The sequence below is a fragment of the Pseudomonas sp. PsB genome (assembly GCF_043658375.1).
Classification (GTDB): Bacteria; Pseudomonadota; Gammaproteobacteria; order Pseudomonadales; family Pseudomonadaceae; genus Aquipseudomonas; species Aquipseudomonas putida_Z.
Genome location: NZ_JBIGLU010000001.1, coordinates 390,599 through 410,738 on the forward strand (window position 1 = coordinate 390,599; position 20,140 = coordinate 410,738).

General features: G+C 64.3%; 16 protein-coding genes. 10 read left to right on the forward strand and 6 right to left on the reverse strand.

What is annotated here, in order from left to right; translation table 11 throughout:
- The first annotated feature begins 77 nt into the window (after positions 1 to 77).
- The 5 genes from ACGLHT_RS01845 (at position 78) to gcvP (ending at position 7,573) form a co-directional block, all read left to right on the forward strand.
- The gene (locus tag ACGLHT_RS01845; protein WP_274078265.1) at positions 78 to 1,079 is read left to right on the forward strand and encodes an extracellular solute-binding protein; all 1,002 of its coding nucleotides are present in this window, start codon (positions 78 to 80) and stop codon (positions 1,077 to 1,079) included.
- Between the two features lie 160 nt (positions 1,080 to 1,239).
- Positions 1,240 to 2,862, forward strand: a complete 1,623-nt coding sequence (locus ACGLHT_RS01850; protein ID WP_274119817.1) for an iron ABC transporter permease — start codon at positions 1,240 to 1,242, stop codon at positions 2,860 to 2,862.
- Positions 2,863 to 2,987: 125 nt separating this feature from the next.
- Positions 2,988 to 4,070, forward strand: a complete 1,083-nt coding sequence (gene gcvT, locus ACGLHT_RS01855; protein ID WP_274078264.1) for a glycine cleavage system aminomethyltransferase GcvT — start codon at positions 2,988 to 2,990, stop codon at positions 4,068 to 4,070.
- Positions 4,071 to 4,121: 51 nt separating this feature from the next.
- Positions 4,122 to 4,505 carry a glycine cleavage system protein GcvH gene (gcvH, locus tag ACGLHT_RS01860; RefSeq protein ID WP_274078263.1) on the forward strand — a complete coding sequence of 128 codons (384 nt, stop codon included), beginning with the start codon at positions 4,122 to 4,124 and terminating at the stop codon, positions 4,503 to 4,505.
- A gap of 194 nt (positions 4,506 to 4,699) precedes the next feature.
- Complete coding sequence (gcvP, locus tag ACGLHT_RS01865) at positions 4,700 to 7,573, forward strand: aminomethyl-transferring glycine dehydrogenase (RefSeq protein WP_274119818.1); 2,874 nt, start codon at positions 4,700 to 4,702, stop codon at positions 7,571 to 7,573.
- A gap of 119 nt (positions 7,574 to 7,692) precedes the next feature.
- Here the strand turns inward: gcvP and ACGLHT_RS01870 are convergent, their stop codons facing one another.
- The 3 genes from ACGLHT_RS01870 to ACGLHT_RS01880 all read right to left on the reverse strand — a co-directional run bounded on the left by ACGLHT_RS01870 (position 7,693) and on the right by ACGLHT_RS01880 (position 10,294).
- Positions 7,693 to 8,007 (reverse strand): DUF2388 domain-containing protein, encoded by a 315-nt coding sequence (locus ACGLHT_RS01870; protein WP_003259356.1) that lies wholly within the window; start codon positions 8,005 to 8,007, stop codon positions 7,693 to 7,695.
- Positions 8,008 to 8,096: 89 nt separating this feature from the next.
- Positions 8,097 to 9,782 carry a GspE/PulE family protein gene (locus ACGLHT_RS01875; protein ID WP_274078261.1) on the reverse strand — a complete coding sequence of 562 codons (1,686 nt, stop codon included), beginning with the start codon at positions 9,780 to 9,782 and terminating at the stop codon, positions 8,097 to 8,099.
- Positions 9,783 to 9,988: 206 nt separating this feature from the next.
- Positions 9,989 to 10,294, reverse strand: a complete 306-nt coding sequence (locus ACGLHT_RS01880; protein ID WP_003259353.1) for a hypothetical protein — start codon at positions 10,292 to 10,294, stop codon at positions 9,989 to 9,991.
- A 126-nt stretch (positions 10,295 to 10,420) separates the two neighbouring features.
- Between ACGLHT_RS01880 and ACGLHT_RS01885 the strand changes: the two genes are divergently transcribed.
- The gene (locus ACGLHT_RS01885; RefSeq protein ID WP_015272225.1) at positions 10,421 to 10,891 is read left to right on the forward strand and encodes an Lrp/AsnC family transcriptional regulator; all 471 of its coding nucleotides are present in this window, start codon (positions 10,421 to 10,423) and stop codon (positions 10,889 to 10,891) included.
- Between the two features lie 171 nt (positions 10,892 to 11,062).
- Here ACGLHT_RS01885 and ACGLHT_RS01890 read toward each other — a convergent pair whose 3' ends face one another.
- Positions 11,063 to 12,430, reverse strand: coding sequence for a CYTH domain-containing protein (locus ACGLHT_RS01890; protein WP_003259352.1), 1,368 nt, complete (start codon positions 12,428 to 12,430; stop codon positions 11,063 to 11,065).
- A 220-nt stretch (positions 12,431 to 12,650) separates the two neighbouring features.
- Between ACGLHT_RS01890 and argE the strand changes: the two genes are divergently transcribed.
- On the forward strand, positions 12,651 to 13,793 hold the full coding sequence (argE, locus tag ACGLHT_RS01895; protein WP_274119819.1) for an acetylornithine deacetylase: 1,143 nt from the start codon (positions 12,651 to 12,653) through the stop codon (positions 13,791 to 13,793).
- A gap of 124 nt (positions 13,794 to 13,917) precedes the next feature.
- Complete coding sequence (gene argA / locus ACGLHT_RS01900) at positions 13,918 to 15,216, forward strand: amino-acid N-acetyltransferase (protein WP_013974710.1); 1,299 nt, start codon at positions 13,918 to 13,920, stop codon at positions 15,214 to 15,216.
- A gap of 151 nt (positions 15,217 to 15,367) precedes the next feature.
- Here the strand turns inward: argA and ACGLHT_RS01905 are convergent, their stop codons facing one another.
- On the reverse strand, positions 15,368 to 16,744 hold the full coding sequence (locus ACGLHT_RS01905; protein ID WP_015272222.1) for a glutamine synthetase family protein: 1,377 nt from the start codon (positions 16,742 to 16,744) through the stop codon (positions 15,368 to 15,370).
- Positions 16,745 to 17,016: 272 nt separating this feature from the next.
- The gene (locus ACGLHT_RS01910; protein WP_085664312.1) at positions 17,017 to 17,277 is read right to left on the reverse strand and encodes a hypothetical protein; all 261 of its coding nucleotides are present in this window, start codon (positions 17,275 to 17,277) and stop codon (positions 17,017 to 17,019) included.
- A gap of 41 nt (positions 17,278 to 17,318) precedes the next feature.
- Between ACGLHT_RS01910 and ACGLHT_RS01915 the strand changes: the two genes are divergently transcribed.
- Together ACGLHT_RS01915 and ACGLHT_RS01920 are read left to right on the forward strand one after the other, a co-directional pair.
- On the forward strand, positions 17,319 to 18,677 hold the full coding sequence (locus tag ACGLHT_RS01915) for a glutamine synthetase family protein (RefSeq protein WP_274119820.1): 1,359 nt from the start codon (positions 17,319 to 17,321) through the stop codon (positions 18,675 to 18,677).
- 46 nt (positions 18,678 to 18,723) lie between these two features.
- Positions 18,724 to 20,085 (forward strand): aspartate aminotransferase family protein, encoded by a 1,362-nt coding sequence (locus tag ACGLHT_RS01920; RefSeq protein WP_274119821.1) that lies wholly within the window; start codon positions 18,724 to 18,726, stop codon positions 20,083 to 20,085.
- Positions 20,086 to 20,140: the final 55 nt, after the last annotated feature.

The following is a 20,140-nucleotide window of genomic DNA, read 5'->3' on the forward strand; positions in this document are numbered from 1 at the left end:
TAACGCCTATGTAGATGAGTCGGAAAATGGGATTCACTACCATTTGCGCCTCTCATACGATCCGAGGAGTGCTTTCCATGTTGCCACGCAAGCCCCTACTGGCCGCCCTGGCCCTGACCCTGTTCGGCGGCACCGCCCACGCAGCGGACGAAGTGGTGGTGTACTCCTCGCGCATCGACGAGCTGATCAAGCCGGTGTTCGATGCCTATACCGCCAAGACCGGGGTCAAGATCAAGTTCATCACCGACAAGGAAGCCCCGCTGATGCAGCGCATCAAGGCCGAGGGCGAAAACGGCGTGGCCGACCTGCTGCTGACCGTCGATGCCGGCAACCTGTGGCAGGCCGAGCAGATGGGCATCCTGCAGCCGATCAAGTCCGACATCATCGACCAGAACATCCCGCCGCAGTACCGCGCCTCGTCTCACGACTGGACCGGCCTGAGCCTGCGCGCCCGCACCATCATCTACTCCACCGAGCGGGTCAAGCCACAGGAGCTGAGCACCTACGAAGCCCTGGCCGACAAGCAGTGGGAAGGCCGCCTGTGCCTGCGCACGGCGAAGAAGGTGTACAACCAGTCGCTGACCGCCACCCTGATCGAGACCCACGGCGAGGCGAAGACCGAGCAGATCGTCAAAGGCTGGGTCAACAACCTGTCCACCGACGTGTTCTCCGACGACAACGCAGTGATCCAGGCCATCGAGGCCGGCCAGTGCGACGTGGGCGTGGTCAACACCTATTACTACGGCCGCCTGCACAACCAGAACCCGAAACTGCCGGTGAAGATCTTCTGGCCCAACCAGGGTGACCGTGGCGTGCACGTGAACCTGTCGGGCATCGGCCTGACCAAGCATGCGCCACACCCGGAGGCGGCGAAGAAGCTGGTGGAATGGATGACAGGTGAAGAGGCGCAGAAGCTGTTCGCCGACATCAACCAGGAGTTCCCGGCCAACCCGAAGGTCAAGCCATCGGAAGAAGTGGCAGCGTGGGGCAGCTTCAAGGCTGACAGCATTCCGGTGGAAATCGCCGGCAAGCGCCAGGCTGAAGCGATTCGCTTGATGGATCGGGCTGGCTGGAACTAAGCGCCAGGCTTTATCCTTCCGGGGCCTTTCAGGGCCTCTTCGCGGGCATGCCCGCTCCCACAGGGACCGCACAACCCTCAAAGGCAGTGCAGATCCTGTGGGAGCGGGTTCACCCGCGAACGACCGCGCAGCGGTCGCCATCGCAATCGAGAATCAAGCCTTGCCCCACACCCCCCAACGCCGCTGGTACCTCCCGGTCACCCTGGTCGCCGCCCTGGTGCTCCTGCCCCTGAGCGTCCTGCTGTTGTCCTGGCAGTCGATCGACCTGCAGATCTGGTCGCACCTGCTCGACACCCAGATGACTCGCCTGCTGGGCAATACCCTGACGCTGGTGGTGGGTGTGGGCATCGGCGTCACCGTGCTGGGCGTCAGCCTGGCCTGGCTGACCAGCCTCTGCGAGTTCCCTGGCCGGCGCTGGCTGGACTGGGCGCTGATGCTACCATTCGCCATCCCGGCCTATGTGCTGGCGTTCGTCTTCGTCGGCCTGCTGGACTTCGCCGGCCCGGTGCAGAGTGCCCTGCGCGAGGTGTTCGGGCCGATGCGCCTGCCGCGGGTGCGTTCCACCGGCGGGGTGATCGTCGTCCTGGTGCTGGTGTTCTACCCCTATGTCTACCTGCTGGCGCGCAGCGCATTCCTGGCCCAGGGCAAGGGCCTGATGGAAGCGGCGCGGGTGCTGGGGTTGTCCCCGTTGCAAGCGTTCTGGCGTGTGGCCCTGCCCATGGCACGGCCCGCGATCGGCGCCGGTATTGCCCTGGCCCTGATGGAAACCCTGGCCGACTTCGGCGCGGTGGCGGTGTTCAACTTCGACACCTTCACCACGGCCATCTACAAGACCTGGTACGGCTTCTTCAGCCTGTCCAGCGCGGCCCAGCTGGCCAGCCTGTTGCTGCTGGCGGTGATGCTGGTGCTGTATGGCGAGCGCCGTGCCAGGGGGGCCAGCCGCAGCGGCAACGAGCGGCCGCGCGGGCAGGCGCTGTATCACCTGCGCGGGTTCAAGGCGTTGCTGGCCAGTGGCTGGTGCCTGCTGGTGTTCGCCTGCGCCTTCGTCATCCCGCTGCTGCAACTGCTGGCGTGGTTCTGGCAGCGCGGCCGGCATGACCTGGACGAGCGCTATGTCGGCCTGGTGCTGCACACCCTGTACCTGGGCGGCATGGCGGCGCTGGTCACGGTGTGCGTGGCGTTGCTGCTGGCCTTTGCCCGGCGCCAGGCGCCGACGGGCGGTATCCGCGCCGGGGTAGGCCTGGCCAACCTGGGCTATGCCTTGCCCGGCTCGGTGCTGGCGGTGTCGATCATGCTGGCCTTCAGTTACCTCGACAACCACCTGGTCATCCCGCTGTCCAGCTGGCTGGGCGGTGCCGGCAAGCCGCTGCTGCTGGGCAGCCTGGCCGCATTGCTGCTGGCCTACCTGGTGCGCTTCATCGCGGTGGCCTACGGGCCGCTGGAGAGCAGCCTGGAGCGGATCCGCCCGTCACTGCCCGAGGCATCCCGCAGCCTGGGCGTCGGTGGCGCGGGACTGTTTTTCAAGGTGTATCTGCCGCTGCTGGTGCCTGGCGCGCTCAGCGCCGCCCTGCTGGTTTTCGTCGACGTGCTCAAGGAAATGCCGGCCACCTTGCTGATGCGCCCGTTCGGCTGGGACACCTTGGCGGTGAGGGTGTTCGAGATGACCAGCGAGGGCGAGTGGGCGCGTGCATCGTTGCCGGCACTGACCCTGGTGCTGGTGGGCCTGCTGCCGGTCATCGGCCTGATCCGCCGTTCGGCACGTCGACCCGGTCACAGTTACTGAGGGTGCCAGCCCGCGCCCTTGCGGCTACAATGCGCGGCATTCGCGCGGCGGGTCCTACACAAGAAGAGCTGACGACCCGACGTCATCGACCGCCGCCGCTTCGCCACGCCCGGAAGGAGAAACCCATGGGACAGCGCACGCTTTTGTATGACCTGCACCTGGCGCTTGGCGCCAAGACGGTCGATTTCGGTGGCTGGGACATGCCCCTGCACTATGGCTCGCAGGTCGAGGAGCACCATCAGGTGCGCAGCGATTGCGGGGTGTTCGATGTTTCCCACATGACCGTGATCGACGTCGATGGCAACGATGCCTGCGTATGGCTGCAGCGTTTGCTGGCCAACGACGTGGCCCGCCTCGACGACGTCGGCAAGGCACTGTACAGCCCGCTGCTCCACGAGCAGGGTGGGGTAATCGACGACTTGCTCGTCTACCGCATGGAAAACGGCTACCGCCTGGTCACCAATGCCGCCACCCGAGCCAAAGTGCTCGAATGGCTAGAGCAGCAGCGGGCCGGTTTCGCCGTGAACTTCCAGCCCCGTCCCGACCTTGCCATCCTCGCCATCCAGGGGCCGCATGCCCGAGATAAGGTTGCAGCCCTGCTCAGCCCCTCGCGTGCGGCGCTGATCCGCGAACTGCGTCATTTCGAAGGCTTTGCCGAAGGCGACTGGTTCATTGCCCGCACCGGTTATACCGGTGAAGACGGCCTGGAGATCATCCTCCCCGGCGAGCAGGCCGTGGCCTTCTTCAACGACCTGGTCGGTGCCGGCATCGCCCCCAGCGGCCTTGGTGCCCGCGATACCCTGCGCCTGGAAGCCGGCATGAACCTGTACGGCCAGGACATCGACGAAACCCACACACCGCTTACCTCCAACCTGGGCTGGAGCATCGCCTGGGAGCCGGCCGAGCGCGATTTCATCGGCCGCGCCGGGCTGCTGGCAGAAATCGAGCACGGCGTGCAGGAAAAACTGGTCGGCCTGGTGCTGGAAGAGCGCGGCGTGCTGCGTGCCCACCAGGTGGTGCGTGTAGCCGGGATTGGCGAAGGGGAGATCACCAGTGGTAGTTTCTCGCCTACGCTGAGCAAGTCCATTGCCCTTGCACGCGTGCCCATGGCCACCGGCGACCGGGCCGAGGTGGAAATCCGCGGCAAGTGGTACCCGGTGCGGGTGGTCAAACCGACCTTCGTGCGCCACGGCAAGATCCTGATCTGAACAATTTTTAACCGGCGGGCGTACCGCTGAGCCAATCGAGGAATTCAAGACATGAGCAATATCCCCGCCGACCTGCGTTTTGCCGAAAGCCACGAGTGGGCTCGCCTGGAAGCCGACGGCACCGTGACCGTGGGTATCAGCGACCACGCCCAGGAAGCCCTGGGTGACGTGGTGTTCGTCGAGCTGGCTGAAGTCGGCAAGGTATTCGCCGCTGGCGACGCGGCCGGTGTGGTCGAGTCGGTCAAGGCCGCTTCGGACATCTATGCCCCGGTCGGTGGCGAAGTGATCGCGGTCAACGAAGAGCTGGCTGACAGCCCTGAGCTGCTCAACGAAGAACCTTACGAGTCGTGGATCTTCAAGCTGAAGCCAAGCAACCCGGCCGAGCTGGACAAGCTGCTGGATGCTGCTGGTTACGCAGCCGCTATCGGCGAGTAAGACCGCGTTGCCTTCTTCACGGCTAAAGCCGCTCCCACAGGGACTGCACAGCGTCTGATACCTGTGCGGTCCCTGTGGGAGCGGCTTTAGCCGCGAAGAGGCCGGGCCTGCAAGCAACTTTCCCCGCAGAATCGGCAATCCCTTCCTAGACTTGTAAGTCTCCATGAGAGCTGTTCCAGGAAGAGAGCGTCGTCATGTCCCAGTCGCCATCCCTGCATCAACTGCAAGAGCTCAACCCATTCCTGCGTCGCCACCTGGGCCCGGATGCCACGGAGCAGCAGGCCATGCTCAATGCGCTGGGTGTCGCCAGCCGCAGTGAGCTGATCGAGCAGACCGTACCACCAGACATTCGCCTCAATCGCCCCCTCGACCTGCCGCCGGCACTGGACGAACAGGCCGCCCTGGCCAAGCTCGCCGGTTACGCCGGGCAGAACCAGGTCTGGACCAGCCTGATCGGCATGGGCTACCACGGCACCATCACCCCCACGGTCATCCTGCGCAACGTGCTGGAAAACCCGGGCTGGTACACCGCCTACACGCCTTATCAGCCCGAGATTGCCCAAGGCCGGCTGGAGGCGCTGCTGAACTTCCAGCAGATGGTCATCGACCTCACCGGGCTGGCCCTGGCCAATGCCTCGCTGCTCGACGAAGCCACCGCCGCCGCCGAGGCCATGGCCCTGGCCAAGCGGGTGGCGCGCAACAAGAGCAATGCCTTCTTCGCCGACGAGCACTGTCACCCGCAGACCCTGTCGGTACTCAAGACCCGTGCCGAGGGCTTCGGCTTCGAGCTGATCGTCGACTCTGTGGATAACCTTGGCAAACACGCGGTTTTCGGGGCCTTGCTGCAGTACCCGGATACCCACGGCGAGGTGCGCGACCTGCGCCCGCAAATCGACCATTTGCACAGCCAGCATGCCTTGGCCTGCGTAGCCGCCGACCTGCTCAGCCTGGTGGTGCTGGCACCGCCCGGGGAGCTGGGAGCCGATGTGGTGCTGGGCTCGACCCAGCGCTTTGGCGTACCGATGGGCTATGGCGGCCCCCACGCGGCCTATTTCGCCTGCCGCGATGACTACAAGCGAGCCATGCCGGGGCGCATCATCGGCGTGTCGCGCGATGCCCGTGGCAACACCGCGTTGCGCATGGCCCTGCAGACCCGCGAGCAGCATATCCGCCGCGAGAAGGCCAACTCCAACATCTGCACGGCCCAGGTGCTGCTAGCCAACATTGCCGGCTTCTACGCGGTGTACCACGGCCCGGAAGGCCTGCAGCGCATTGCCCAGCGCGTGCACCGGCTGACCTTCATCCTGGCCGCCGGCCTCGAGGCCAAGGGCATCAAGCGCCTCAACCAGCACTTCTTCGACACCCTCACCCTGGACGTCGGCGGTGCCCAGGCGGCCATCATCGAAAGCGCCGAAGCCGCGCAGATCAACTTGCGCATCCTCGGCCGCGGGCACCTGGGCGTGAGCCTGGACGAGACCTGCTCGGAGCAGACGGTGCTGCGCCTGTTCGACATCTTCCTGGGGGTGGACCACGGCCTGGATATAGCCGCACTCGACCAGCTGGCCCTGCCCGAAGGCATCCCCGCCAGCCTGGTGCGGCGCACGCCGTTCCTCGCCCACCCGGTGTTCAACCTGCACCACAGCGAAACCGAGATGCTGCGCTACCTCAAGCAGCTCGAGAACAAGGACCTGGCGCTGAACCAGTCGATGATCCCGCTGGGTTCGTGCACCATGAAGCTCAACGCCACCAGCGAGATGATCCCCATCACCTGGCCTGGCTTTGCCCAGCTGCATCCGTTTGCCCCGGCGGCCCAGGCAACCGGCTACAAGGCGATGATCGAAGAACTGGAAAGCTGGCTGTGCGCCATTACCGGCTTCGATGCTATCTGCATGCAGCCCAACTCCGGTGCCCAGGGCGAGTACGCCGGCCTGATGGCCATTACCCGCTACCACCGCAGCCGCCACCAGCCGCAACGCACGCTGTGCCTGATCCCGTCGTCGGCCCACGGCACCAACCCGGCGTCGGCGCAAATGGCCGGCATGGAGGTGGTGATCGTCGATTGCGACGACGATGGCAACGTCGACCTGGCCGACCTCAAGGCCAAGGCCCACTCGGCCGGGGATCGGTTGTCGTGCCTGATGATCACTTACCCGTCGACCCACGGCGTGTATGAAGAGGGGATTCGCGAAATCTGCGAAGTGGTCCACCAGCACGGTGGCCAGGTGTACATGGATGGCGCCAACCTCAATGCCCAGGTGGGCCTGGCGCGGCCGGCGGATATCGGCGCCGACGTTTCACACATGAACCTGCACAAGACCTTCTGCATCCCCCACGGTGGTGGCGGGCCGGGCATGGGCCCGATCGGCATTCGCGCGCACCTCAAGCCGTTCGTCGCCAGCCACCCGGTGGTGCCGGTACCCGGCCTGGACCCGAACAACAGCGCGGTCAGTGCCGCGCCCTGGGGCAGTGCGAGCATCCTGCCGATCAGCTGGATGTACATAGCCATGATGGGCCCGCAGCTGGCCGATGCCAGCGAGGTGGCGATCCTCTCCGCCAATTACCTGGCCAGCCAGCTGGGTGGCGCCTTCCCGGTGCTCTACCGCGGGCGCAACCAGCGGGTGGCGCATGAGTGCATCCTCGACCTGCGGCCGCTGAAGGCGCTGACCGGCATCAGCGAAGAGGACGTGGCCAAGCGCCTGATGGACTATGGCTTCCACGCGCCGACCATGTCGTTCCCGGTGCCGGGCACGCTGATGGTCGAGCCGACCGAGAGTGAGTCGAAGGCCGAACTGGACCGCTTCGTCGAGGCGATGTTGGCGATTCGGGCGGAAATTGGCGAAGTGCAGGAGGGCAACTGGCCGGCGGAGAACAACCCGCTCAAGCATGCGCCGCATACCCTGGCCGATGTGCTGGCGGTGTGGGACAGGCCCTACAGCCTGGAACAGGCGGTGGCGCCCAGTGCTCACGTGCGCCAGCACAAGTACTGGCCAGCGGTGAACCGGGTCGACAACGTGTATGGGGACAGGAATCTGTTCTGTGCTTGTGTGCCGGTGGAGGTGTATCGCTAATTGTGGTTTGCCTGTGCCGGCCTCTTCGCGGGTAAACCCGCTCCCACAGGGCTTGTACAAGTTTTGAATACTGTGCAGTACCTGTGGGAGCGGGTTCACCCGCGAAGCAGGCGATGCGGTTACTCGGCTACCGCATTCTTGGCCAGGATGGCATTGGCCAGTTCCATGTCAGAAGCCTGCATCCCCGGGTTTTCCGCGCGGGCCTGGCGAATCGCCGCTTCAAGGAACGGCCCGCGGATCGCGCCTTCGCTGGCCACGAAGCTGCCGGCGTCATCCTGCGCCGCCATCACCAGCTTGTGATCCCCGGAAGTCAGGTAGCTCGATGCCGTGGTAGCACCGGTAGTCATCACGTTACGCCAGAAGGTATCGGCCATGGCCGAGCCGATAGGCAGCGAAAGCAAGGCAGCGGCAGCGATGGCGGTTTTGAAACGCATGTTGAAACACCTCGAAGGGTGAGGGTTGAAGATGCGCGATTTGATCCTGCCACAGGGGTGCAAGTTCCTTGAATACAAAGGATTTTTGCTCAGGAACAGGCCCGTAGCACTTCCTCTTGGCGGGTCTGCCCGCAGGCTACCTTGGCTTCGCCGCAGCGGCGCAGATCGAGCAAGCCATCGGCCACGGCCTGGCGCCGCAAACTGGCCAGATCGCTGCCCGGCCCTATCAGGGCGCGCAGGCTGTCGCTGGGCACCAGCAGCTCGAACAACCCTGTGCGGCCATGGAACCCCGTGCCACGACAGGTACGGCACGGCTGGCCTTCGGCCAGCGCTGCACCACCCCGGCAATCCGCGCACAGTGTGCGCACCAACCGCTGGGCCATTACCCCCACCAGCGTTGCCTTGATCAGGTAGTCGGCCACACCCAGCTCCTGCAGGCGGGTGATCGCGCTACAGGCGTCGTTGGTATGCAGGGTCGACAGCACCAGGTGCCCGGTCAGGGCCGCCTGCACCGCCACCAGGGCGGTCTCGCGGTCACGGATTTCGCCGATCATGATGATGTCCGGGTCCTGGCGCAGCATGGCCCGCACACCGTTGGCGAAACCCAGGTCCAGGGCGGGCTGCACCTGCAACTGGTTGAAGGTGGGATCCAGGCGCTCGATCGGGTCCTCGATGGTGCACAGGTTGACCTGCGGCGTGGCCAGCAGCTTGAGGCTGGCGTACAGCGTGCTGGTCTTGCCGGACCCGGTGGGGCCAGTGACCAGGATGATGCCCTGGCGCTGGCGCAGCAGGCCTTGCCACTGGTCCAGCTGTGGCCCATCCAGGCCCAGCCGGTCGAAGCCTTCTTGCAGCTGTTGCGGGTCGAACAGGCGCAGCACCAGTTTTTCGCCGAACGGGGTCGGCAAGGTCGACAGCCGCAGTTCCACCTCGCCGCCGCCAGGCAGGCGGCTTTGCAGCCGGCCATCCTGCGGCCGGCGCTTTTCCGCGACGTCCATGCGCCCCAGGTGTTTCAGGCGGCTGACCAGCGCCAGGGTCACCCCGGCGGGGAAGGCATAGACGTTGTGCAGCAGGCCGTCGATGCGGTATCGCAGCTGGCCCTGCTCGCGGCGTGGTTCCAGGTGGATATCGCTGGCGCGTTGCTCGATGGCGTACTGCAGCAGCCAGTCGACGATATGCACGATGTGCGCGTCGTCCGCACTGGCCTCGGCCTGGCGCTTGCCCAGCTCCAGCAGCTGTTCGAGTTCGCCCAGGCTGGCTGACTGCTGGTGTTGCGCGCCCTTTACCGATTGGGCCAGGCGGTGGAACGACTGCCCTGCCTGGCGGACCTGCTGCGGGTTGGCCAGCACGCGACGGATCGGCCGGCCCAGGCTGCGGGTGAGGTCGGCCAGCCAGTCGTCCTGGTAGGGCTGGGCGCTGGCGACGGTGACGCTGGAGGCGTCGGCGGCGACGATAAGGATGCCGTGGCGCTGGGCGAAGGCCGGGGATATCAGGCCGGTGACCTGGGGCAGGTCCAGTTGCAGCGGGTCGATGCGCAGGTAGGGCTGGCCGAGCTTGCTGGCCAGCCATTGGCAGAGGCGGTCCAGGTCCAGGGGCTGGCCAGGGTGTCGACGGTCTTCCAAGGCGCAGGCGGCGATCTGTTCCAGCGGGTGGGCGGTGGGGTGAGTGGCGGCGTGCTCGAGTACCTGCAGGGTGTCGTTGGCGTGCAGGTGCTGGTCGGCGAGCAGGGCCTGGAGTACGCGCTTGAGGTCGAGTGCCGGGTTGTCGGGTGTGTGCATGGTTGGCGTCCGTGCCTGATAGGGGAGTGCTGATCAAGGCTAGCCGGGCGAGGGAGAATTACCGAGGGTGAAAGGTTGCGGAATCTTGCAGTGCCTGTACTGGCCTCTTCGCGGGCTCGCCCGCTCCCACGGGTACACCACAGGGCTGAGGCCGGTGGTAATCCTGTGGGAGCGGGCGAGCCCGCGAAGGGGCCAAAGTGGATGGCTCAGACCACCGCCAGCTCCACCCGCTGCAGGTTGCTCAGGCTCACCTCACCCACACACACCAGGTTACGCAGTTTCTGCGCAATCACCTCGGCCCGGTGCCAGCTCAGGCCGCCGATGCCGACCTCGATATCCAGCCAGTCATCCTGCTGGCTGACCTGCACGCTGTGCGGGGTCAGGAACTGCAGGGCAAACAGGTTGAGCACCCGGCACAGGCTGTCAGGCTCGGCCTCGGCCTGCAGGCGATAGTGCACGGTGCTGTGGGCGCTGCTGGCGGCCCAGGCGTCGGTACGGGGCTGTGCGTTCATGCTGGTCTCCGCAAATGTGGGAGAAATTCTTGCACGTTGGCGGCGGTATTTTTTCGCTATGATTTGATCATTTCGCTGTATTGGCGAATTGTTCTATTCATGAAGTGCTGTTCAGGAGAATTATTGATGCACAGCGAGCTGGACGCCTACGACCGCCGTATCCTCGAACTGCTGCAGGAGGACGCTTCGCTGTCCAGTGCGCAGATCGCCGAACGCGTGGGGCTGTCGCAATCGCCGTGCTGGCGGCGTATACAGCGGTTGAAGGAGGAGGGGGTGATTCGCGGGCAGGTGACCTTGCTGGACCGCAAGAAGGTCGGCCTGAACACGCAGATATTCGCCGAGGTGAAACTGAACGCCCACGGGCGCTCCAACTTCACCGAATTCACCGACGCAATCCGCGGGTTTCCGGAGGTGCTGGAGTGTTATGTGCTGATGGGGTCGGTGGACTTTCTGTTGCGCATAGTCACCCCGGATATCGAGGCTTATGAACGGTTCTTCTTCGAAAAGCTGTCGAACGTGCCGGGGATACAGGAAGTGAACTCGATCGTGGCGCTGTCGGAGATCAAGTCCACCACCAGCCTGCCACTGTCGCGGTAAGACCGTTTCAGACCCGCTGACGCGGTCCCTGTAGGAGCGGCCTTGTGTCGCGAAAGGGGCGCGAAGCGCCCCCAGGCTTTGTGCACCAAGCAGATATTGCCGGGGCCGCTGTGCGGCCCTTTCGCGACACAAGGCCGCTCCTACAAAGGCTGCGTCAGCCTTCAGAAGGGCTCACGCCTTGAGCAGGTGCTTCCAGCCGCGGCTCTGATCCACCGCCCGAGCCTGTTCGATACGCGCTTCCAGCACTTCATCGCTGATCGGCTGTTCAGCCAGCTCATGCAGCTTCTTCAGGTCGCCATACAGGCGGTCCATCTGCGGCGCTTCCAGCACCTGACGGGCATGGTGCAGCCAGGCCAGCAGCTGTTCGATACGCGGCAGTTGCTCGGCCAGGTCTTCCGGACGCTGGGTGTACAGCGGCAGCTTCAACGCTCGGCCTTCTTCGCCCAGCAGGTGCGCCAGCCAGCTTGCCAGCTGCGCCTTGCCTTGGCGCTCGCCACGGCCTTTGCGCTCCACGGTCCAGGCACGGGCCAGCAGCCAGCGCGAGGTTTCCAGCGAGAACTGGCCCCAGCGCACGTCCTCCAGCTCTTCGGCGAACTGCTCGGGGGCGGCGCGGCGGATATCTTCGTCTTCGTTGCCGGCCTGCACCAGCGGGCGCCAGTCTTCGAGCAGGGCGTCGAGGCTGCTGCGCAGGTCGCGGGTGGTGGCGCGCGGCGCGGCCTGGCCCAGGCTGGCGGTAATGGCACGCAGCTCGCTCAGGCACTCGACCCAGTCCTGCAGCAAGCGCCAGTGGCCGTTGTGGCGGTATTGCTCGGCCAGGCGCTGGCTGCTGCCCAGCAGTTGCCAGGCCAGTGCGGCGTAGGCGTCGTCCACGGCCATTTCGGCTTCCAGCTCGGTGTGCGGCAGGCCCAGCTCGTAGCTGTCCGGCTCCAGCAGGCGGTAGCCACGCTCGGCCTTGCTGATGTCGCATGGCATCAGCGGCAGGCTGGCGGCCAGCTCGGCGGCCAGTTCCAGCAGTGCCTGCGGCTCGCCTTCACGCAGTTCCAGTTCCAGCTCGCAGATTTCTTCCTTGCGCTTGCCGGCGATCACGAAACCCTGGTCCAGCGCGGCCTCGATCACCACCTTGCTCTTGCCACGGCCCCAGGCGATTTCGGCGTATTCACGGCTGAAGTCGGTGGTGAACAGCGGTTTGATGGTCTTTTTGTCCAGGTTGGCCAGTTGCGCGGGCCAGCAGCTGTCGTCGAGCTTCTTCAGGTCGAGCTTGACCTTGTCCAGCTGCCATTCGTGCTCGTTGCGCTCGGACAGGCCGGCCACGCTGGTGCCGCGGCACTTGAGGGTCTGGATGATGGCCTCGCCATCGCGGCGCAGGCGCAGGGCGACACGGGCGGCGGAGAGCTCGCGCTCGGGGGTGTCGAAGTACTGGTTGAGCAGTTCGCGGGTCTGCCAGCCGGACTTGTTGCGCTTTTTCAGCAGAGGGTGCTCGCGCAGGGCGGCAAGGGTCTCGCGGCTGGCGCGGAGCTTGAGTTCGGTTTCTTTGTGCATCACAGGCTCGAAGGAGGGGGCGTGGTTACCCAGCAGTCTACAGGAGTCGGCTCTCGTCTGTTGGATCGTGGTGGCCTTCTTCGCGGGCTTGCCCGCTCCCACAGGTACAGCATCGCTTTCAAGGGCGGTGCAGTCCCTGTGGGAGCGGGCAAGCCCGCGAAGAAGCCCACACGGTTGGACGGCATTGCTATGATGGGCAACGCTTCCGAGGAGTACGCGCATGCCGTTGCCGACGCTGAAAGACCAGTTCGCCGCCCTGATCGCCGCGCCCTCGGTCAGTTGCACCCAGCCTGCGCTGGACCAGTCCAACCGCCAGGTCATCGACCTGCTGGCCGGCTGGCTGGGTGACCTGGGTTTCAAGTGCGACATCCAGCAGGTCAGCCCCGGCAAGTTCAACCTGCTGGCCAGCCGTGGCACCGGCCCGGGTGGCCTGGTGCTTGCGGGGCACAGCGACACCGTACCCTATGACGAACAGCTGTGGGCCAGCGACCCGCTGAAGCTGACCGAAACCGATGGCCGCTGGGTCGGCCTGGGCAGCTGCGACATGAAGGGCTTCTTCGCCCTGATCATCGAGGCGGTCATCCCGCTGCTGGAGCACGATTTCAAGCAACCGCTGCTGATCCTCGCTACCTGTGACGAAGAAAGCTCCATGTCCGGTGCCCGCGCCCTGGCCGAGGCCGGCCAGCCACTCGGCCGTGCGGCGGTGATCGGCGAGCCCACCGGGCTGCGGCCGATCCGCATGCACAAGGGCATCCTCATGGACCGCATCGACATCCTCGGGCGCAGCGGCCATTCGTCGGACCCAAGCCTTGGCCGCAGCGCCATGGAGGCCATGCACGCGGTGATGGGCGAGTTGATGGGCCTGCGCCAGCAATGGCAGCAAACCTACCGCAACCCGCAATTCACCGTACCGACCCCGACCATGAACTTCGGCTGCATCCACGGCGGCGACAACCCCAACCGTATCTGCGGTCAGTGCGCCCTGGAATTCGACCTGCGCCCGCTGCCAGGCATGGACGTGGAGCAACTGCGCGCAGCCATCCGCTCCAAGCTGGTGCCGGTGGCAGAGCGTTTTGAGGTGCGCATCGACTATGCGCCGCTGTTCCCGGAGGTGCCGCCATTCGAGCAGGCTGCCGACGCCGAGCTGGTGCAAGTGGCGGAGCGCCTGACCGGCCATCGCGCCGAAGCGGTGGCGTTCGGCACCGAAGCGCCTTATCTTCAGCAACTGGGTTGCCAGACCATCGTGCTGGGCCCCGGCGACATCGCCTGTGCTCACCAGCCCGGCGAATACCTGGAAATGTCACGAATCGAGCCTACCGTGCGTCTATTGCGTGACCTGATCCGGCACTATTGCCTGGACTAAACGTCAACCGAACTGTTTCGTTCCTGCCTAGAGGAGACCGCGCGTGACCGCAAGCCTGTTCCGACGATGATCCTGAACGCCCCCTGTATCGCCGTTCTCCGTCCACTTATCCACAGGCCCTGTCATGCCCGACTACGTCAACTGGCTGCGTCATGCCTCCCCGTATATCAATGCCCATCGCGACTGCACCTTTGTGGTCATGCTCCCTGGCGATGGGGTGGAACACCCTAATTTCGGCAACATCGTCCACGACCTGGTGCTGCTGCACAGCCTGGGCGTGCGCCTGGTGCTGGTGCATGGCTCGCGCCCGCAGATCGAAAGCCGCCTGGCTGATCGCGGCCTGACCCCGCACTACCACCGTGGCCTGCGCATCACCGATGCCGCCACCCTGGATTGCGTGATCGATGCCGTCGGCGCCTTGCGCCTGGCCATCGAGGCACGCCTGTCGATGGACATCGCCGCTTCTCCGATGCAGGGCTCGCGCCTGCGCGTGGCGTCCGGCAACCTGGTCACTGCGCGGCCGATAGGCGTGCTCGAAGGCGTGGACTACCACCACACTGGCGAAGTGCGCCGGGTCGACCGCAAGGGCATCAGCCGCCTGCTCGACGAGCGCTCCATCGTGCTGTTGTCGCCGCTGGGCTACTCGCCCACGGGTGAAATCTTCAACCTGGCCTGTGAAGACGTGGCCACCCGTGCCGCCATCGAACTGGGTGCCGACAAGCTGCTGCTGTTCGGTGCCGAGCCGGGCCTGCTGGATGCCGATGGCAAGCTGGTGCGTGAGTTGCGCCCGCAGCAGGTTGCCCCGCATCTGCAGCGCCTGGGCAGCGATTACCAGGGCGAATTGCTGGATGCCGCGGCCGAAGCCTGCAAAGGCGGCGTGGCGCGCAGCCATATCGTCAGCTATGCCGAGGACGGCGCCTTGCTGACCGAGCTGTTCACCCGTGGCGGTGGCGGCACGCTGGTGTCGCAGGAGCAGTTCGAAGTGGTGCGCGAGGCGACCATCGAGGACGTGGGCGGTTTGCTGGAACTGATCAGCCCGCTGGAAGAGCAGGGCATCCTGGTGCGCCGTTCGCGTGAGGTGCTGGAGCGGGAGATCGAGCAGTTCAGCGTGGTCGAGCGCGAGGGCATGATCATCGCCTGTGCGGCGTTGTACCCGATTGCCGACTCCGATGCCGGCGAACTGGCGTGCCTGGCGGTGAACCCGGAGTACCGCCATGGCGGGCGTGGCGACGAGTTGCTGGAGCGCATCGAAAGCCGGGCGCGGCAGTTGGGGCTGAACACCCTGTTCGTGCTGACGACGCGTACTGCGCACTGGTTCCGCGAACGCGGGTTTGCGCCGAGCGGGGTCGAGCGGCTGCCAGCGGCGCGGGCTTCGCTGTACAACTACCAGCGCAATTCGAAAATCTTCGAGAAGCCTCTGTAAGCCTGTACCGGCCTCTTCGCGGGTGAACCCGCTCCCACAGGATCTTCACCGGACCTGAGGCCGGCACGGTCCCTGTGGGAGCGGGTTTACCCGCGAAGCAGGCGACACCGATCTCGAACAAAAACGCCGCCCTTGTGGGCGGCGTTCTTGTTTACACGGTATGCAGGTACCAGTTGTACTCGAGGTCGGAGATCGAGTGCTCGAACTCCTCCAGCTCGCTCTCCTTGCACGCGACGAAGATGTCGATGTACTTCGGATCGATGTACTTGTTCAGGATCTCGCTGTCGTCCAGCTCGCGCAGGGCATCGCGCAGGTTGTTCGGCAGGCTCTGCTCCAGCTGCTCGTACGAGTTGCCTTCGATCGGCTCACCCGGCTCGACCTTGTTGGTCAGGCCATGGTGCACGCCGGCCAGTACGGCGGCCATCATCAGGTACGGGTTGGCGTCGGCACCGGCCACGCGGTGCTCGATGCGCACGGCGTCCGGCGAACCGGTCGGCACGCGCAGGGCCACGGTGCGGTTGTCCAGGCCCCAGCTTGGCGCGTTCGGCACATAGAACTGCGCGCCGAAGCGGCGGTACGAGTTGACGTTCGGGCAAAGGAACGCCATGGACGCGGGCAGGGTCTCGAGCACACCGCCGACAGCGTGACGTAGCGCGGCGTTCTGCTCGGGATCCTCGCTGGTGAAGATGTTGTTGCCATCTTTGTCCAGCACGGAAATGTGTACATGCAGGCCGTTGCCTGCCTGGCCCGGGTAGGGCTTGGCCATGAAGGTGGTGTCCATTTCATGGTCGTAGGCGATGTTCTTGATCAACCGCTTGAGCAGTACCGCGTAGTCGCAGGCCTTGAGCGGGTCGGCCACGTGGTGCAGGTTGACTTCGAACTGCGCCGGGGCGCTTTCCTTGACGATGGCGTCGGCCGGGATGCCTTGCTCCTTCGCGCCTTCCAGGATGTCCTGCAGGCAGTCGGCATATTCGTCGAGGTCGTCGATCAGGTACACCTGGGTCGACTGCGGGCGCTTGCCCGAAATTGGCGAGCGTGGCGGCTGCGGGCGGCCGTTCACGTTCTCCTGGTCGATCAGGTAGAACTCCAGCTCGAACGCGGCGCAGATGGTCAGGCCCATCTCGGTGAACTTGTCGACCACCTGGCGCAGCACTTCACGCGGGTCGGCAAAAAACGGCTCACCTTCGAGCTCGTGCATGGTCATCAGCAGCTGGGCGGTCGGGCGCTTCTGCCAGGGTTCGTTGGAGAGGGTGCCGGGGATCGGGTAGCAGATGCGGTCAGCATCGCCGATGTCCAGGCCCAGCCCGGTGCTTTCAACGGTGGAACCGTTGATGTCCAGGGCGAAGAGGGAGGCAGGCAGGTTGATGCCTTTCTCGTAAACCTTGTGGAGGCTGGTGCGCTCTATGCGCTTGCCACGCACCACACCATTCATATCTGCAATCAGAAGGTCAACGTAGAGAACCTCAGGATGTTCCTTAAGGAACGCGTTCGCTTCGTTAAGCTGAACGGCACGCGGGGGTACCGACATGATGCAACACCTTTGTTGTTAAAAATATCAATCAAGGGGGGCTTGCAAGACCAGTCAATCGAAAAGACAAACTGATGTCAAGCCAACCCCATGATGCCCTGAAATGGCACATCGACGGCAGATTTGCTGCATCTCGGGGCAAACCATTATCCGCTATTTCCCGCGCAAAGGGCTATCTCCGACCAACCGTGTTTTATTTTTTACGGAGGTGTTGTGTAAAAAAATGAACAAGGCTAAGCTCGGTCTCAACCCAGAACACAATAATACGAGGGTCACATGGTCCGCTTGCCGAGACCTGAAAGCACTGCCTGCGCAGTGCCATCGGGTACATCCGTCATTTTTGCAAGCTTCGTCAATGGCGTGGCCGCCCTGGCCGCAATAATTGACGTTTGGCGCTCCCGGACCTGCCCTCGTAGCGGCTTGCCGCCCTTCGTTTCGTCTTCCTGCCCTTCGAACTCATTACGGACGCACCTGTTTTCAGTGTATCCACTGTGGCTCTGCGCGGGGGTTTTTGCTTTAGCAATGTACTCCATCCAGAATCAGTGCGCGGACCACCTTACCTCCTGAGGTATTTATGAGTAACAACCTCGACCAGCTCACCGATTGGTTGAAAGAGCACAAGATCACCGAAGTCGAATGCATGATCAGTGACCTGACCGGCATCACGCGCGGCAAGATTTCGCCTACCAACAAATTCATCGCCGAAAAAGGCATGCGCCTGCCCGAGAGCGTGTTGCTACAGACCGTGACCGGCGACTACGTCGACGACGACATCTATTACGAACTGCTGGACCCGGCGGACATCGACATGATCTGCCGCCCTGACGAGAACGCCGTGTTCCTGGTGCCATGGGCCATCGAGCCGACCGCCCAGGTGATCCACGACACCTACGACAAGAAGGGCAGCCCGGTCGAACTGTCGCCGCGCAACGTGCTGAAGAAAGTCCTCAAGCTTTACGCCGACAAGGGCTGGCAGCCGATAGTCGCGCCGGAGATGGAGTTCTACCTGACCAAGCGCAGCGAAGACCCGGACTTCCCGCTGCAGCCCCCGGTAGGCCGTTCGGGCCGCCCGGAAACCGGCCGCCAGTCGTTCTCGATCGAAGCCGCCAACGAATTCGACCCGCTGTTCGAAGACGTCTACGACTGGTGCGAACTGCAGCAGCTGGACCTCGACACGCTGATCCATGAAGACGGCACGGCGCAGATGGAGATCAACTTCCGTCATGGCAACGCCCTGCACCTGGCTGACCAGATCCTGGTGTTCAAGCGCACCATGCGCGAGGCCGCGCTCAAGCACAATGTGGCCGCCACCTTCATGGCCAAGCCCATGACCGGCGAGCCAGGCAGTGCCATGCACCTGCACCAGAGCGTGGTCGACGTGGCTACCGGCAAGAACATCTTCAGCAACGACGACGGCAGCATGAGCGAACTGTTCCTGCACCACATCGGTGGCCTGCAGAAGTTCATCCCCGAAGCATTGCCGCTGTTCGCTCCCAACGTCAACTCGTTCCGCCGCTTCCTGCCCGACACCTCGGCGCCGGTGAACGTGGAATGGGGCGAGGAAAACCGTACCGTCGGCCTGCGCGTGCCGGACGCCGGCCCGCAAAGCCGCCGGGTCGAGAACCGCCTGCCAGGCGCCGACGCCAACCCTTACCTGGCCATCGCCGCCAGCCTGCTGTGTGGCTACATCGGCATGGTCGAAGGCATCGACGCCAGCGCGCCGGTGCAGGGGCGTGGCTACGAACGCCGCAACCTGCGCCTGCCACTGACCATCGAAGATGCCCTGGAACGCATGGAAAACAGCCGTGCACTGGTGCAGTACCTGGGCAAGAAGTTCATCACCGGCTACGTCGCCACCAAGCGCGCCGAGCACGAGAACTTCAAGCGAGTCATCAGTTCCTGGGAGCGTGAGTTCCTGCTGTTTGCTGTCTGATCAACTTGGTGCCGCAGGACGCGGCTGTCGAACAACGGAGAAGCACATGAGCGTCAACAACCCGCAAACCCGTGAATGGCAAACCCTGAGCGGGGAGCATCACCTCGCGCCCTTCAGCGACTACAAGCAGCTGAAGGAGAAGGGGCCGCGCATCATCACCAAGGCCCAGGGTGTGCATTTGTGGGATAGCGAGGGGCACAAGATCCTCGACGGCATGGCTGGCCTGTGGTGCGTGGCAGTGGGTTATGGCCGTGAAGAACTGGTTCAGGCGGCAGAAAAGCAGATGCGCGAGCTGCCGTACTACAACCTGTTCTTCCAGACTGCCCACCCGCCTGCGCTGGAACTGGCCAAGGCAATCTCCGACGTGGCGCCGCAAGGCATGACCCATGTGTTCTTCACCGGCTCCGGCTCCGAAGGCAACGACACCGTGCTGCGCATGGTCCGCCATTACTGGGCGCTGAAAGGCAAGCCACAGAAGCAGACCATCATCGGCCGCATCAACGGCTACCACGGCTCCACCGTGGCTGGTGCCAGCCTGGGCGGCATGAGCGGCATGCACGAGCAGGGCGGCCTGCCGATCCCGGGCATCGTGCATATCCCGCAGCCTTACTGGTTCGGCGAAGGCGGCGACATGACCCCGGATGAGTTCGGGGTGTGGGCGGCCGAGCAATTGGAGAAGAAAATCCTCGAAGTCGGCGAAGACAATGTCGCCGCCTTCATCGCCGAGCCGATCCAGGGCGCCGGCGGCGTGATCATCCCGCCGGAAACCTACTGGCCGAAGGTGAAGGAGATCCTCGCCAGGTACGACATCCTGTTCGTCGCCGACGAAGTGATCTGCGGTTTCGGCCGTACCGGCGAGTGGTTCGGCTCCGACTACTACGACCTCAAGCCCGACCTGATGACCATCGCCAAGGGCCTGACTTCCGGTTACATCCCCATGGGCGGTGTGATCGTGCGTGACACCGTGGCCCAGGTACTCAGCGAAGGCGGCGACTTCAACCACGGCTTCACCTACTCCGGCCACCCGGTAGCGGCCGCCGTGGGCCTGGAAAACCTGCGCATCCTGCGTGACGAGAAAATCGTCGAGAAGGCGCGCAGCGAAGCGGCACCGTATTTGCAAAAGCGTTTGCGTGAACTGCAGGACCACCCTCTGGTGGGCGAGGTACGCGGCCTGGGCCTGCTCGGCGCGATCGAGCTGGTCAAGGACAAGGCCACCCGCAGCCGTTACGAGGGCAAGGGCGTGGGCATGATCTGCCGCACCTTCTGCTTCGAAAACGGCCTGATCATGCGCGCGGTGGGTGACACCATGATCATTGCGCCGCCGCTGGTGATCAGCCATGCAGAGATCGACGAACTGGTGGAAAAGGCACGCAAATGCCTCGATTTGACCCTTGAGGCGATCAACTGAGCACCTGCTAGGCTAGCGATGTGGCATTAAGTCGTTACTAGGCCCTGCTTTCCTT